The organism is Streptococcus infantis SPAR10 (assembly GCF_000279535.1).
GTDB lineage: Bacteria > Bacillota > Bacilli > Lactobacillales > Streptococcaceae > Streptococcus > Streptococcus infantis_I.
The window spans coordinates 44,493-58,255 of record NZ_ALCH01000001.1 but is presented as its reverse complement, the minus strand read 5'-3'; the positions used below and the strand labels follow the sequence as shown (position 1 = coordinate 58,255).

The 13,763-nt window shown below is 41.5% G+C and carries 16 protein-coding genes; 2 read left to right on the top strand and 14 right to left on the bottom strand.

Annotation, left to right across the window (positions count from 1 at the left end; all coding sequences use genetic code 11):
- Window positions 1–51 precede the first annotated feature (51 nt).
- The 3 genes from hisS to SPAR10_RS02425 all read right to left on the bottom strand — a co-directional run bounded on the left by hisS (window position 52) and on the right by SPAR10_RS02425 (window position 3,695).
- Window positions 52–1,329: a histidine--tRNA ligase gene (hisS, locus tag SPAR10_RS02435; protein ID WP_004250439.1), complete on the bottom strand. Its 1,278-nt coding sequence runs from the start codon at window positions 1,327–1,329 to the stop codon at window positions 52–54.
- 78 nt (window positions 1,330–1,407) lie between these two features.
- On the bottom strand, window positions 1,408–2,655 hold the full coding sequence (locus tag SPAR10_RS02430; RefSeq protein WP_004250437.1) for an MFS transporter: 1,248 nt from the start codon (window positions 2,653–2,655) through the stop codon (window positions 1,408–1,410).
- A gap of 188 nt (window positions 2,656–2,843) precedes the next feature.
- On the bottom strand, window positions 2,844–3,695 hold the full coding sequence (locus SPAR10_RS02425) for an Rgg/GadR/MutR family transcriptional regulator (RefSeq protein ID WP_004250435.1): 852 nt from the start codon (window positions 3,693–3,695) through the stop codon (window positions 2,844–2,846).
- Between the two features lie 131 nt (window positions 3,696–3,826).
- On the opposite strand from SPAR10_RS02425, the gene SPAR10_RS02420 reads away from it, so the two are divergent.
- The gene (locus SPAR10_RS02420) at window positions 3,827–4,396 is read left to right on the top strand and encodes an MptD family putative ECF transporter S component (protein ID WP_004250433.1); all 570 of its coding nucleotides are present in this window, start codon (window positions 3,827–3,829) and stop codon (window positions 4,394–4,396) included.
- Window positions 4,397–4,420: 24 nt separating this feature from the next.
- Here SPAR10_RS02420 and SPAR10_RS02415 read toward each other — a convergent pair whose 3' ends face one another.
- The 11 genes from SPAR10_RS02415 to SPAR10_RS0101765 all read right to left on the bottom strand — a co-directional run bounded on the left by SPAR10_RS02415 (window position 4,421) and on the right by SPAR10_RS0101765 (window position 13,257).
- A complete protein-coding gene (locus SPAR10_RS02415) occupies window positions 4,421–5,113 on the bottom strand; it encodes a methionine ABC transporter permease (RefSeq protein WP_004250431.1) in 693 nt (230 codons plus the stop codon).
- 1 nt (window position 5,114) lies between these two features.
- Window positions 5,115–6,176 (bottom strand): methionine ABC transporter ATP-binding protein, encoded by a 1,062-nt coding sequence (locus tag SPAR10_RS02410; RefSeq protein ID WP_004250429.1) that lies wholly within the window; start codon window positions 6,174–6,176, stop codon window positions 5,115–5,117.
- A complete protein-coding gene (locus tag SPAR10_RS02405; RefSeq protein WP_004250428.1) occupies window positions 6,169–7,542 on the bottom strand; it encodes a M20 family metallopeptidase in 1,374 nt (457 codons plus the stop codon). The genes SPAR10_RS02410 and SPAR10_RS02405 overlap by 8 nt, the downstream gene beginning before the upstream one ends.
- Before the next feature lie 121 nt (window positions 7,543–7,663).
- A complete protein-coding gene (locus tag SPAR10_RS02400) occupies window positions 7,664–8,518 on the bottom strand; it encodes a MetQ/NlpA family ABC transporter substrate-binding protein (protein WP_004250426.1) in 855 nt (284 codons plus the stop codon).
- A gap of 151 nt (window positions 8,519–8,669) precedes the next feature.
- Window positions 8,670–9,512 carry an amino acid ABC transporter substrate-binding protein gene (locus SPAR10_RS02395; protein WP_004250424.1) on the bottom strand — a complete coding sequence of 281 codons (843 nt, stop codon included), beginning with the start codon at window positions 9,510–9,512 and terminating at the stop codon, window positions 8,670–8,672.
- Between the two features lie 102 nt (window positions 9,513–9,614).
- A complete protein-coding gene (locus tag SPAR10_RS02390; RefSeq protein ID WP_004250422.1) occupies window positions 9,615–9,938 on the bottom strand; it encodes an AzlD domain-containing protein in 324 nt (107 codons plus the stop codon).
- Entirely contained in the window at window positions 9,928–10,623 is a 696-nt protein-coding gene (locus SPAR10_RS02385) for an AzlC family ABC transporter permease (RefSeq protein WP_004250421.1), read from the bottom strand. Before SPAR10_RS02385 ends, SPAR10_RS02390 begins: the two co-directional genes overlap by 11 nt.
- Window positions 10,624–10,822: 199 nt before the next feature.
- Window positions 10,823–11,833 carry a tRNA (adenosine(37)-N6)-threonylcarbamoyltransferase complex transferase subunit TsaD gene (gene tsaD, locus SPAR10_RS02380; protein ID WP_004250419.1) on the bottom strand — a complete coding sequence of 337 codons (1,011 nt, stop codon included), beginning with the start codon at window positions 11,831–11,833 and terminating at the stop codon, window positions 10,823–10,825.
- Complete coding sequence (rimI, locus tag SPAR10_RS02375) at window positions 11,823–12,260, bottom strand: ribosomal protein S18-alanine N-acetyltransferase (RefSeq protein WP_004250417.1); 438 nt, start codon at window positions 12,258–12,260, stop codon at window positions 11,823–11,825. Before rimI ends, tsaD begins: the two co-directional genes overlap by 11 nt.
- Window positions 12,257–12,940 carry a tRNA (adenosine(37)-N6)-threonylcarbamoyltransferase complex dimerization subunit type 1 TsaB gene (gene tsaB / locus SPAR10_RS02370; RefSeq protein ID WP_004250415.1) on the bottom strand — a complete coding sequence of 228 codons (684 nt, stop codon included), beginning with the start codon at window positions 12,938–12,940 and terminating at the stop codon, window positions 12,257–12,259. Before tsaB ends, rimI begins: the two co-directional genes overlap by 4 nt.
- Window positions 12,941–13,050: 110 nt before the next feature.
- Entirely contained in the window at window positions 13,051–13,257 is a 207-nt protein-coding gene (locus SPAR10_RS0101765) for a hypothetical protein (RefSeq protein ID WP_025170512.1), read from the bottom strand.
- 272 nt (window positions 13,258–13,529) lie between these two features.
- On the opposite strand from SPAR10_RS0101765, the gene SPAR10_RS02365 reads away from it, so the two are divergent.
- Window positions 13,530–13,763, top strand: coding sequence for a DNA-dependent RNA polymerase subunit epsilon (locus SPAR10_RS02365; RefSeq protein WP_004250411.1), 234 nt, complete (start codon window positions 13,530–13,532; stop codon window positions 13,761–13,763).

Sequence of the window (13,763 nt, the reverse complement as noted above, 5' to 3'; positions counted from 1 at the left end):
TACTTTTTATTCAAAAAAGCTAGGAGTTTTTCCCTAGCTTTTTTGGTTCTTTTATACTAATTTTTCAAAGATTTCTGAGAAATTTTTGCTAATAGTTTCAAGCGAAACTTCTACTTCTTCTCGAGTTTGGTTGTTCTTAACCTTGACTTGTCCACTTTCGACTTCGCTCTCTCCCAGAGTGATAAGAGTCTTAGCTCCAAAAACATCTGCTGACTTGAACTGAGCTTTAAGTTTACGATTGAGGTAATCACGCTCTGCTTTGAAACCTTGTTGGCGCAATGCTTGTACTAACTCCAAGGCTTTCAGATTTGCTCCTTCACCAAGGACAGCAATATAAACATCTAGGGCGTTTTCGATAGGTAGGGCCACACCTTGCTTTTCAAGAACTAAAAGGAGACGTTCTACACCAAGTCCAAAACCAAATCCAGCAGTTTCAGGACCACCGAAGTAGGCAACCAAACCATCGTAGCGACCACCTGCACAGACTGTCAAGTCATTGCCCTCAATCTCTGTGATAAACTCAAAGATCGTATGGTTATAGTAGTCCAAACCACGTACCATATTGGTATCGATGATGTAGTCTACTCCAAGATTTTCCAACATCTGACGAACAGCATCAAAGTGAGCTTGGCTTTCTGCATCTAGGTAATCCAAGATAGATGGTGCATTCTCCACTGCCACCTTGTCTTCTTTTTCCTTCGAGTCCAAGACACGAAGAGGGTTTTCCTCCAAACGACGCTGGCTATCCTTAGACAAACTATCTTTCATAGGTGTCAAATAGTCAATCAAGGCCTGACGGTAGGCCGCACGGCTCTCAGGATTTCCAAGGGTGTTGAGATGTAGTTTGACACCTTGAATCCCAATTTCTTTCAGGAAGTGGGCTGCCATAGCGATTGTTTCCACATCCGTAGCTGGATTGCTAGAGCCAAAACACTCCACACCAATCTGGTGGAATTGACGCAAGCGACCTGCTTGTGGACGCTCATAGCGGAACATTGGACCCATGTAGTAGAACTTACTTGGCTTTTGCACTTCTGGTGCGAAGAGTTTATTTTCCACATAAGAACGAACGACTGGAGCGGTTCCTTCTGGACGGAGGGTAATATGACGGTCTCCCTTGTCGTAAAAGTCATACATTTCCTTGGTTACGATATCAGTTGTGTCTCCAACAGAACGACTGATGACTTCGTAGTGCTCAAAAATAGGGGTACGTACTTCTGCGTAGTTGTAGCGTTTGAAGATTTCACGCGCAAATCCTTCAACGTACTGCCATTTGGCAGACTCAGCAGGTAAAATATCCTGCGTTCCTTTTGGTTTTTGTAATTTCATAGGGAATCCTCTTTATAACTTAATAGTCCTATTTTACCATAAATGAAAGGATTGGGATAGTGTGAAGAAAACATGGATTTAAAGATTATTTTTGAGATTGAGACTTGTCATAAGAATAGCTATCAGAGAAAGACCTACGAAAAGTATCCAAGTCAACTGTATATCCCATACCGCTACCAGTGAAAAACAGGCAGTCCCCACTGGTATGGATAGAGTAAACAATAAACCTAAAAAATTACTGGTACGAGAGAGAACCTCTGGAGCAAGATTTTTCATGAGCAGAGCACTAATTTTTGGAGAAATTTTCCCAGAGATATACATGGTAAAAAAGACGAAAATCATCCCGAACAAGACTTGGTTTAACAAATTAGATAGACCAACTAGACTGGCTCCTAATGTGACCCACATCATCAATCTAGGCAAAGATTGCTTCCCAAAATAATCATTTCCAGTAAGGCTACTGATGATAACTGCTAATAAGGTAATCAATTGTAGGATAAACAATGCATCCTTGTAGGAGAAATCCAGTAATGAATGATTTAAAAGGAAGATGTTATAGATACCACCTAAGGCACCACCCAAAGCATTGATAATCAAGATAGCAAAGAGCATAAAACCAAAGTTTTTCTGTCCACTTTTAAGAAAAACGAGACGTAAGTTTCGGTAAATCGTTAAAAACTGATCTTTGATAGAAAGTTTCTCACTTTTCAGTGATTTACTGTCAACAAGTGGAGTTGATAAGCTTATTTCAGCCCTTCCTAAAAAGAGAATGAGAGCTGATACTAGGAAAAATATGGCATTGATTCCTGCTACGAGCGAAAAGTTCTGCGTCGATACCCCTAATAGCCAAACACCGAAAGCTTGGCCACCAATAGCAGAAATATAGGTAATAAACTGAGAAAAGGAATAGGCCTCCATCAGATCTGACTCTGCTACTTTTTCTTTAACGAGAGGCATTCGCAAGCCCCCAGCAAAATCACTGGCTACATCACTAATGACATTGATGAGACAAAGGGTCGAAAAGGCAAAGAAACTAGCTTGCTGAACAACTAGGGCTGCTAGAAAAAATAAAACCGCCTGAAATAAACCGACATAGGTCATCCATTTTACCTTGTCCCTCGTATAATCTGCCCGAATCCCCACAAAAACTGTAAAAAGAGTTGGAAGCATCATCACAACATTCGCAATGGCAACGGCAACAGAAGCCTCTGGCAAAGTCGAGGCATAGACCACAAATACTAAATTAAAAATGGAAGCTCCAAAAGCATTGAAAAATCGTGATAAGCTCAAAACTCTATATGCTTGATTTCTTAGTAATAGTTTCATATAATTTCCTTTCTTGCTAACATACTACTTTTATGGTAGTTCTAGTATAGCATCAAGAATCCCTCGAGAATAATTTTTTGAATATATGCAACAGGCTAAAGCCCTAACGAAAACGATAGAACTTGCTAATACTAATAAGTATCTTTACAGTCCTATCGTTTCAATTTAATTTATCCAGTTGCAAATACTCAACACTCTATGGCGCTTCTATAATAATCTGCAGATTTGCTACAACCAATCATCTCGAAAATACGGACAGCATCCTCCATTTTTCTCTGCCCATCCTCTACTCTTCCTTGTTTACTATCAAGCAAACCTTCTGCCCATAGGTAGACTATTCGAAAATAGGTTTCATTTTCTTCAAAGAAGTTCTTTTCAATTTGTTTTTTGAAATAGAGGGCATTGGTAAAATCATCAACTTCAATACAGGCCATAAAACCATTGAGGAGCAAGGTGTGCATCATGTTTCGATTTTTTCCAACTCCTTGCAAAAAATCTGACTTCCGCAACATTTCCCGAGTATACTTTGTCAAAAGCTGGACTGATAATAGAGGAGAGCAGAAAGAAAAGAACGAAAGTTCATAGAGTCCCCAAATTTCAACAGAAAATAGATAATCATGTAGGACTCTTTCTTCCTCAGAGGTCAATGTAATCGTCTCATCAATAGCTTTCATATAGGATTTTATCAAAATAGCATTGAGAATATGTTCTTGTTTATCCTTTGAAAAAGGGATTTTTTGGTATTCTCTCTGATAGAGGGTATGCAAAGATGTTAAATCTTTTGGGTTTACGGCTTTAAACAGTTGATTTCTGAATTCAGAATTAGCATCGTGGTGAAAGTCTCTCGCTAAAAATAAGAGTTCTTCTACGTTAGCATGGATATTCTCTAAAGCAGCAAATAACTTTTGAGCAGATATTTCACTCTGACCATTTTCAAAACGCGACAATAAGGATGCTGAAAAGCGTCCACCTGTTGCTTTTCTCAAGGAAATTTTTCTTGATTCTCGTAGCTCTTTAAAAACTTTTCCTAAATTCTTCATCCTCTTACCACTCATCTTTTATTTTTTCCTATTTTACCACATTTCCTAATAAATACTAGTTCCAAACTAGCATTTACAATCTGCCACAGGCATGATACAATGAAAACCATCAGATATACGAAGGAGAACTTATGAAAAAGAATATCTTGACAACTCTTGTGGCTGCCCTTGTCTACTTTCTCTGTATCGGAGTGGGGGTTCTACTAGGAAACCTTATCGACCACACTGGAAATATGTTTTATGCCCCTGCCTTTTCTGCTCTTGTAGGTGGTAGCGTCTATATGATTCTTTTAGAAAAAGTGCCTCGCTTTGGAGCGATTACAACGATTGGGCTCGTTATCTCTCTCTTTTTCCTCGGGAGCAAGCATGGTGCTGGAGCCTTTCTCCCAGGAATCATCTGTGGACTTGCAGCGGATGGCATCGCCCATCTTGGTCATTACAAGGATAAGGTCAAGAACCTTCTTTCCTTCCTAGTATTTGCTTTTGGCACCACCGGTCCCATTCTACTTATGTGGATAACCCCTCAAGCTTATATAGCAACTCTAGTAGCTCGTGGGAAATCTCAGGACTATATTGACCGCATTATGGTCTCACCGAATCTCGGTAATATCCTACTTTTTATCGCAAGTGTCCTCATTGGTGCTTTACTTGGCACCCTGATTGGACAAGCACTTAGTAAGAAGTTGACACATAAAAGATAAATAAAAAGAGCCGAATGGCTCTTTTTATTTATGACTTAATTTCTTGGTCAAGAAGTCTCCCAAAAACTGAATTGTAAAGATAATCAGGATAATGATGAGCGTCGCAAGGACTGTCACATCATGATTGAAACGGTTAAATCCATAAGCGATAGCTACGTTACCGATACCACCTGCTCCGACCGCTCCCGCCATAGCTGTTTCACCGACTAGTGAGATCAAGGTCACAGTTGTCACACGGATCAAGTCTGGTAGACCTTCTGATAGGTAAACACCTACGATGTCCCAGAAAGTAGCTCCACTAGCTTGAGCTGCCTCGATGACACCACCATCTAGCTCAGCTAATACCACCTGTACTTGACGAGCAAAGAAGGCAAAGACTGCAAAAGATAGGGGTACAATAGCCGCATTTGGCCCGATACTTGTCCCTACGATTAGATGAGAGAAGGGTGACAAGACAGCCAAGAGAATGATGAATGGCACCGCACGGAAGATAGAGGTAATCTTGTCCAAAATCCAGAAAACAACTTTATTTTCCAAGACACCACCTGGAGCTGTCAAGACAAGGAAAAGCCCTGCAACCAGCCCTAGGAAACCTCCGATGATGAAGGAAAGAACCGTCATATAAAGGGTCAAGTAGATTGCTGTTCCCCAGCCAGCTTGACCAGACCAACCCATCTTGTAGACGTTTGGTAAGTATGCTTTAATCAATTCTGCCATCTTACTGTCCTCCCTTCAATACTTTTAGTTGCACACCAGCCTGACGGATGGCATCTTGAGCGATTGCCAATGCTTCTTTTTCTCCTGACAAGACGACGACTAATTCACCCACAGGGGTACCATCCAAAATTTCAATGTTCCCATAGAGAATATTGGCTGTTACTTGGTAGTGTTTGTACAACTCATTTAAAAGTGGCTCATCTGTAGAAGCACCTGCATACTTGAGTTGTACCAAAATGCTGTTTTCAGATAAGTGCTCTACAATTTCTTGTTTCTCAATCTTGACCATGGCTTCATCAATACCTGTCGCAGTTGAGATAAAGTCCTGAGTCAATGGTTGCTTAGGATCTGAGAAGATTTCAAGAACACTGCCCTCTTCAATCAAGCGACCATCCTGCATCACAGCTACACGGTTAGCAATGTCTTTGACAATCTGCATCTCATGTGTAATCAAGACAATGGTCAAACCTAGCTTACGATTCAAATCTTGCAAGAGAGATAAGATTTGTTTCGTTGTCTTAGGGTCGAGAGCTGAAGTCGACTCGTCTGAAATCAAGATTTTTGGATCATTGGCCAAGGCACGTGCAATAGCCACACGTTGTTTTTGACCTCCAGAAAGTTGTGAAGGATAGTTTTCGGCACGGTCAGCCAAGCCGACCAAGTCTAATAATTCAGCCACTTTAGCCTTCTTATCTTTCTCGCTAAGTCCAGAGTGTTTGAGGGCGAAGGCTACGTTTTCCTCTGCTGTTTTCTGGCTCATGAGGTTAAAGTGTTGGAAAATCATCCCAATATCTTGACGTTTGCGGCGCAATTGTCCCGCAGTCAAAGTCACCTTATTATCAAAAATTACATCATCATCAATGGTAATTCTACCTGCAGATGGTTTTTGCAAAAGATTAATAACACGAACCAGGGTTGATTTTCCTGCTCCAGAATATCCTACAATTCCGTAGATATCCCCTTCTTGGATGTGAATGGTCACATCCTTGACCGCTGTGATGGTTCTTTTCTTTTGGTGGAAAGTCACATCAATCTGGTCTAATTTGATAATGTCTCTACTCATAACTTCTAATCAGCTCCTCTACTAATTCAATATGGGTGTAATAATCGGCGATTCGCACATTTTCATCTCCACCGTGGTCTCGGCTATTGGCATTTCCTAGACCAAAGGCAATCATAGGTACTTCTAAGGCATCAAATACCGTATGCATAGGACCTGTACCAGCCGTTGTTGGCAAGACAGATACGCCCTGTGGATAGAATTTCTTGGCTAGCTCAATAACATTGAGAATAGATGGTGCACTCATGTCACTTCGATAGCTCATCTCACCCAAGGTATAGTACAATTCTACCTTATCAAAGCCATTTTTGTCTAGTTGTTTTCGGATTTTCTCCAAAACATCATGGGGTTCAAGCCCTGGAACCAAACGGACTTCTAGCTTGGCACTAGCCTCTGCTGGCAAGATTGTTTTGACTCCTTGACCTTGATAACCAGACTGAATTCCTTCGATATTGAGCGCTGGCTCAAAAAAGAAACGTTTTAGAAAGGCGGTACGTTCCTCTTGTAAAAGTGGTAATTCCAAGCCATAAATCTGGCTGATTTCCTCTGGATTGCGTTGGGCATAAGTTTCAACCAAGGCTAACTCTCGTTCGTTTGGTTCCTGCACATCATCGTACAAGCCTTCTACCAAGATACGGCCGTCGGCAGCGCGAAGACTAGTCAAAGCTTGAATGAGATACCATGGAGCTGATTCGATGACTCCACCATAGCTAGAATGGATATCGACGTCTGCACTCTTAACCTTGGCATCAAAGGTCACAATCCCCTTGTTTCCACCAGAGATTTCTAACTGTTCTAAGGCATTCTTTGTTCCTTGTTCCCAGACTAATAAATCTGCGCCTCGGAGTTTGTCCGCATGTTTTTCTAAATATTTATCCAAATCCATAGAGGCCGATTCCTCTGCCCCTTCCATGATGAAGCTGATATTGACTGGAAGATCATCGTGATGTTGCATATATTTTCTCAGAGCGCTCAAGCGAGCAGTGATATGCCCCTTGTCATCATCAACCCCGCGTCCATACATGATGCCATCACGGACAGAAAGCGTAAATGGATCCTCGGTCCAAACTTGATCACCATCTGCTGGTACTGTGTCATAGTGGTTGTAGAAAATGATAGTCTTGGCATTTGGTCGTGAACTTTTGAAATGTGCCGTGACAAAAGGCGCTGTATAGCTCTCATCAATCTCAACTTCTGCACCAACACGTTTAAAAATCTCACCTAGATAACGAGCCACCTCTTTCAGGCCAACTCGTTGGGCAAAGACTGATTTTTTAGAAATCAAGGTACGCAAAACTTCAAAATAATGTTGCGCTACATGATCCTTTTCAAACTTTTCAATTTGTTCTTCTTGGCTAGGGAAAACCATTTTCTCTCTACCTTTCTACTAGGACTTGTACCTTTAGAATCAATACAAGTGGATTTCATTTGCTTGAGGCTCTATATAAAAGCAAGAGGTGGAAAAAATCTCTCCCACCTCCCTGTGTTTATTACCAAACTGGTTGATCCAAGCCGTCTGAAGTTTCTTCGATGACTTTTTTCACTTCATCAGTGTGGTAAGCTGCGATAATTTTCTTGATTGCATCAGCTTTAGGTGATGATTCCCAATCTTTTTTCGCAACGATGATGTTGTACCATTGTTTTGAGTTTTCGTCAGCTTGCTCTTTAAAGAGTGCTTTCTTGTAGTCCAATTTGGCTTCTGTAACAAAAGTGTTGTTTACAACAGCTGCATCAACTGATGTCAATGAACGAGCTGTTTGGCTAGCATCCAATTCAGTGATTTTCAAGTTCTTTGGATTTTCTTTGATGTTTGCGATTGTAGCAAGTTCAGTTCCTGAAACATCCAATTTAATCAAACCAGCTGATTGAAGAAGGTAAAGGGCACGGCTTTCGTTAGTAGCATCGTTTGGAATTGCGATTTCACCCTTATCTGGGATTTCTTCCACTTTAGTGTACTTGTTTTCTTCTCCGTTTTTACCTGAGTAAAGGCGGATTGGTGAGATATAAGTATCTGCAATCGCTACAAGATCTTTACCGTTTTCTTTGTTCCAGTTGTTCAAGAAGTTGTAGTGTTGGAAAGCGTTCAAGTCTACTTCACCATCAGCAGTTGCTTTATTTGGTTGTGAGTAGTCTGTAAACTCTGTGAATTCCAATTTAATTCCGTCTTTTTCAACCAATTCTTGGACTTTGTCCCAACGTGCTTCTTCTGAACCGCTACGGTTAACAGTCGCAATTTTAACTGTAGTTGTATTGTCCGCTTTCTTGTCTGAATTTCCGCAAGCTGCAAGTGTAAGGCCTGCTACTGTAGCGATAGTTGCTACGCTTAACCATTTTTTGATTTTCATGATTCATTCTCCTTTAAAAATAATACCGTAATAGTATCTCATACTTTATTTGATTTCGCAAATTGTTATTAGATAGGCAGACGTATAGTTTGAAACTATATGCCTAAAAGTTGCAAATCATCCATCTCTGAGAGATGGATGATTTACAAACTTATTTAATGTCAGCTTCTGCTGGGAGGTAAGAACCACCGAAGAACTGTTGAGATAGTTTTTCAAGAGTTCCGTCTTTATATAGTTCTTGGATGCGTTTGTCTACAAATGATTTCAACTCATCTTGACCTTTGGCAAGAAGTGGGTATACGTAAGGTTGTTGGTCGCTTGGGAGTTCGATGACTTTCAAATTATCCAAACCTTGGTTTTTGATAACTGTCTCTACACCGATCTTGTCAAAAATCTTATAGTCAAATTGTCCATCGCTCAAACGAGACATGATTTGTTGGAAATCTGCCTTAGTATAATTAAGGATAGTTGGATTGTCCGCATGTTCTGTGTTGTATGCTTCCAATTGTTTAGCTGAGGTTGTTCCTTGAACGACTTCAGTAGATTTTCCACCGATATCATCAAGAGACTTGATGCTAGTGTCGTCCTTCTTCACAACAAGAACGTTAGGGTTTTTAGCAGTTGGCGCTGCGTAGAGGTATTTCTCTGCACGTTCTTTAGTGTAGCTGATGTTGTTAACTGCCATTTGGTAACGATCTGCGTCAAGACCTGCAAAGATACCTGACCATTCTGTCTTTTCAAACTTGACATCATATTTGTCAGAGTCTTTAAAGATAGCACGAATAACTTCGATTTCGTAACCAGTCAACTCACCATTATCTTCATAGTTAAATGGTTTTGGTGAAGCGTTAGTCGCTACGATAATTTCTTTCTTACCAGATGTTGCTTCACTAGTTGCAGCATCTTTCTTCTCACCGCCTGAGCAAGCTGCTAATACACCGGCGGCAACAAGCCCTAGGGCAGCAAGTGATGAATATTTAACGATTTTTTTCATGATAATTCCTCCAAAATAAAATACAGTCTTATCTTAACAGAAAAATTAGGATTGCGCCATTATATGATTTCTATATTTGTGATAGGTTTTCTTTATGGCTGATTAAAAGACCAAACGGAGGACTGCTATCAAAACCACTCCAAAGAGAACCGTCCCCACCAGATTGCGGTAGCGAAAGGCTACAAAGGCTGTCGGAAAGACTGCTAAAAAGTCCAACCATTTTATCTGTGGGAAGCTTCCAACTTTTCCGCTCACAACACTTGAAAGAATCAAGGCAAAGATAATAGAAACTGGGAGGAATTTCAAAAAGCGTTCGACAATAGGCGGCAACCCCTTGTATTTGGCTAGGATGAAAGGAACCATTCTTGGAATCCAAGTCACCAAGCCAGAAAAGATGATTGCCATTAAAATATACTTACTGACCATCTAAAATCACCCCCATGGTACAACCTAGCAAGGTCACAAACAGGACAGCTAGAGACTGAGACACTACTGTCAAGAGTACAAAAAAGGAAACAGCAACAACTCCCAGAATGATGAAGAGATTGCGTAAGGGAATCCGTTTTTGCATAATCTGAAACTGGGAAGTGAAAATCCCGATAAACATTCCCACTAAGGCAAAATCTAGACCAAAAACTTCCGGATTTGGCAAAAGGCCGCCTAGAGCAGTTCCGACAACTGTTCCCAAAAACCAAGAAATATAGCTATTGAGATTGTTCCCATGCATCCACATTGGGTTGACCTTATCCCTATGCACTAGCTCTCCCATCAAGACCCCGTAAGTCTCATCGGTCAAGAGACTGGACATTCCGATATTATGCCAGAGACTAGTCTGACGGAAATAGGTCGACGCATGCAAACTCAGCAAGAAGAGACGCAGATTAATCAAAAAGACCGTCATAGCAATGGCTGCCACAGGTGCTTGAACTGCTATCAAGGCTATCATGGCAAACTGAGCACTCCCAGCATAGACAAAGAGGCTCATCAAGCCCATTTCCACAGGTGTTACATAGGGAGATCCGATAATACCGCAAGCAAGGCCAATGCTGATATAACCTAAAGCCGTCGGCACAGCAGCCTGTACACCTTCCCAAAATCCTTTTTCTTTCATAAACCTCCTCACTATTCATTCCTTCATCAACTGCTTTCTAAACAGTCATAGCAAAAATTATTATAACACATTCATAAAATAGAAAAAAGTTTAGAATTTGAAGTTAATAAAACACTGTTTGTTTTTGTCATCAAATAGCTGCTATCTTAATAAACTCTCTCATTTGTCCAAACAAAAAAGCCAGCCTAGAGCTAACTCTTTATTCCATAGTATCAAAAGCGAGGCTAGGTTTGGCGTTTAGCTCCAAGCCTGCAAAGTTTTCTTTGTTCCACTCGCTGACGCTGGCGTAGGCAATCATGCCTGCATTGTCTCCGCAAAGACGCAGAGGAGGAATGATAACCTTGACGTCGGTGATTTCAGCTGCTAAGCGTTCTCTGAGACCTTTATTGGCAGCCACACCACCGGCCACAACTAGAGTTTTAACAGGATATTTCTCCAAGGCTTTCTTGGTTTTTGCCATGAGAATATCCATGACTGCCTCTTGGAAGGAAGCAGATAGGTCTTCCTTGGACAAGCTTTCTCCCTTTTGCTCGGCATTGTGGTGGAGATTGATAAAGGCAGACTTCAAACCTGAGAATGAAAACTCCAGATTGTCTTCCTTGATCATGGCACGAGGGAAGTCATAAATATCCTGCCCCTGATGAGCCAACTCGTCAATCTCCCGACCTGCTGGATAGGTCAAACCCATAACACGGCCGACCTTATCATAGGCTTCACCAACTGCATCATCACGCGTTTCCCCAACAATCTTATAATCACCAGCTTCTGAAACATAAACCAACTCTGTGTGTCCACCACTAACCAATAGAGCTAGCAAGGGGAATTCCAAGGGCTCCACACTTTGAGCCGCCATGAGGTGGCCAGCCATGTGATTCACAGGGATAAGCGGAAGTCCATGAGCCCAAGCAAAGGCCTTAGCAGCGGATAAACCAACTAGTAAGGCTCCGACCAAGCCCGGCCCATAGGTAACGGCAACAGCTGTCACGTCCTCTTCGGTAATCCCTGCCTCTACTAGCGCCTCCTCTATACAGGCTGTAATGACCTCGACATGGTGACGACTGGCTACTTCTGGCACTACGCCACCAAAACGTTTGTGACTCTCAATTTGACTCGCAATGACATTGGATAAGAGCTCGTCGTCGTTTTTCAGGACGGCGACACTGGTCTCATCGCAGGATGTCTCAAATGCTAAAATATATCTATCCTTCATCTATTTCTCTCTTCATGATAATGGCGTCCTCAACTGGATTATGGTAATAGGCCTTTCTCTCAGCGATAACTGCCATTTTTTCTTTCTTGTAAAATGCTTGCGCTCTTTGATTTGACTTTCTAACTTCGAGGAAAATCTCTTTATCTATCGGCAGTGTCGCAAACAAGGCTATGGCTATCCCCTGACCTTGATAAGCTTTCTTGACAGCGATTTGCAGGACTTCTGCTTCAAAAAGATTCTCCTGAATTGCTAGAAAACCTATCACTTCTTCCCCATCATAAGCTAGAGCATACCAAGTCTGGTCTTGAGACAGGTCTGCTTGGATTTGTTCCAACGTCCAAGGACTGACGGGATAAACATCCGTCATCACTTCGTAGATAGCTTGTGCCACATCAGGCTGCTGTTGGATTCGTTTGATTTCTATCATAGGCGTTTAATGTAAGACTCGCCAGACTCCGTATGGTTCTTGAGCCAATTTTCCTCAGCTTCGACACGCTTGAGATAATTCGGCACAAAGTCGTGCAGGGAGTCTGCTTCCTTGTCCCAGGCCCAAAGAGCAAGATTCGCTGCGTTTGGTAAGGTTTCTTGATAGTTAGCCTGTAGTAATTGCTCTTGAATCTGCTCGATAAAGGCACCCACTTCACCAACAAAGGTCACTTGGTCGGCATCCTTGACCTGCTCTAGGACCTCCTCGAAAGACAGATGCGCTTCTGGAAAGACAGGTTGAGCATGTTCATAGAATCCTGCGTATACATTGTTACGGCGTGCATCCATGATAGGAACCACCAAGCCTTCTTGTTGGCGTGGAACCAGAGCCAATAGACTAGACATCCCCACTAACTCAATGTTTAGGGTATGAGCCAAGGTCTTGGCAGTTGCTACTGCGATTCGCAAACCTGTATAGCTACCCGGCCCCTCTGCTACGACGATTCGATCCAAATCCTTTGGCGTCAAATCCAAACTTGCCATCAAAAAATCAATAGCAGGCATGAGGGTAATACTGTGATTTTTCTTGATATTAATCGTCGTCTCGGCAAGAAGCTGCTTGTCCTCTAAAATAGCTAGAGAAAGAGCCTTGCTGGACGTATCAAAAGCTAATACTTTCATAACACATTCCTATCTTTTTGTCTGCTTACTATTATACTACAAAAGCCGACGCATGGGAATTTTCTTTGTTTCCAAACAAGAATGCCCTGCCAAACAGACAGGACAAGCACTCAAGAATTCAAACCAAAGTAAAATACGAACCAGACCACATAGGTCACTAGGAGAAGGAAAAACGAATACAGAGTCACGAAGCCAATCTTCCATAGGAATTTGGCCTTCCGATACTCTAGCCGAGTATACAAAATATTTCCTCCGTAAACACAGGCAACAAATCCCGCAAAGGCCAGAAGACGAATGATAATAGCTAGTTGAAACATATCCTGCCCTCCTTCATAAGGAAAAACCTCTTTTCTAACTTTATTATAGCACGTGATTTCAAAGTCTTCAAATACTTGTATCGGGCAAAATGAAACACATTTCAAGCTCCTTACTTTCATGTTTCCTGCTTTTACTAATTCCCCTTTTTATGTTATAATTGAGATAATTGTAACGAATCAAGGTCAATACAGGCAGAAAATGAAATAGAAACAAACAGCTTCAAGCTGGTAATTTTTTGAATACAGCTGACCTGAAAACAGAAAGGAAACACATGATTTACAAAGTTTTTTATCAAGAAACAAAAGACCGTAGCCCACGTCGTGAAACAACACGCTCACTTTACTTAGACATTGATGCCAGCTCAGAACTTGAGGGACGTATCATTGCCCGTGAACTTGTTGAAAAAAACCGTCCAGAATTTAACGTTGAATATATCGAGCTCTTGTCTGACAAATTGCTAGACTACGAAAAAGAAACTGGCTCATTCGAAATTACGGAGTTCTAA

What these genes read in the sequence shown, in the direction of transcription:
- tsaB (WP_004250415.1), bottom strand. Translation starts at nt 12,940, where the DNA reads ATGAAAGTATTAGCTTTTGATACGTCCAGCAAGGCTCTTTCTCTAGCT.
- SPAR10_RS02405 (WP_004250428.1), bottom strand. Translation starts at nt 7,542, where the DNA reads ATGGTTTTCCCTAGCCAAGAAGAACAAATTGAAAAGTTTGAAAAGGAT.
- tsaD (WP_004250419.1), bottom strand. Translation starts at nt 11,833, where the DNA reads ATGAAGGATAGATATATTTTAGCATTTGAGACATCCTGCGATGAGACC.
- SPAR10_RS02415 (WP_004250431.1), bottom strand. Translation starts at nt 5,113, where the DNA reads ATGGCAGAATTGATTAAAGCATACTTACCAAACGTCTACAAGATGGGT.
- SPAR10_RS02410 (WP_004250429.1), bottom strand. Translation starts at nt 6,176, where the DNA reads ATGAGTAGAGACATTATCAAATTAGACCAGATTGATGTGACTTTCCAC.
- rimI (WP_004250417.1), bottom strand. Translation starts at nt 12,260, where the DNA reads ATGATAGAAATCAAACGAATCCAACAGCAGCCTGATGTGGCACAAGCT.
- SPAR10_RS02420 (WP_004250433.1), top strand. Translation starts at nt 3,827, where the DNA reads ATGAAAAAGAATATCTTGACAACTCTTGTGGCTGCCCTTGTCTACTTT.
- hisS (WP_004250439.1), bottom strand. Translation starts at nt 1,329, where the DNA reads ATGAAATTACAAAAACCAAAAGGAACGCAGGATATTTTACCTGCTGAG.
- SPAR10_RS02400 (WP_004250426.1), bottom strand. Translation starts at nt 8,518, where the DNA reads ATGAAAATCAAAAAATGGTTAAGCGTAGCAACTATCGCTACAGTAGCA.
- SPAR10_RS02430 (WP_004250437.1), bottom strand. Translation starts at nt 2,655, where the DNA reads ATGAAACTATTACTAAGAAATCAAGCATATAGAGTTTTGAGCTTATCA.
- SPAR10_RS02395 (WP_004250424.1), bottom strand. Translation starts at nt 9,512, where the DNA reads ATGAAAAAAATCGTTAAATATTCATCACTTGCTGCCCTAGGGCTTGTT.
- SPAR10_RS02425 (WP_004250435.1), bottom strand. Translation starts at nt 3,695, where the DNA reads ATGAAGAATTTAGGAAAAGTTTTTAAAGAGCTACGAGAATCAAGAAAA.
- SPAR10_RS02365 (WP_004250411.1), top strand. Translation starts at nt 13,530, where the DNA reads ATGATTTACAAAGTTTTTTATCAAGAAACAAAAGACCGTAGCCCACGT.
- SPAR10_RS0101765 (WP_025170512.1), bottom strand. Translation starts at nt 13,257, where the DNA reads ATGTTTCAACTAGCTATTATCATTCGTCTTCTGGCCTTTGCGGGATTT.
- SPAR10_RS02390 (WP_004250422.1), bottom strand. Translation starts at nt 9,938, where the DNA reads ATGGTCAGTAAGTATATTTTAATGGCAATCATCTTTTCTGGCTTGGTG.
- SPAR10_RS02385 (WP_004250421.1), bottom strand. Translation starts at nt 10,623, where the DNA reads ATGAAAGAAAAAGGATTTTGGGAAGGTGTACAGGCTGCTGTGCCGACG.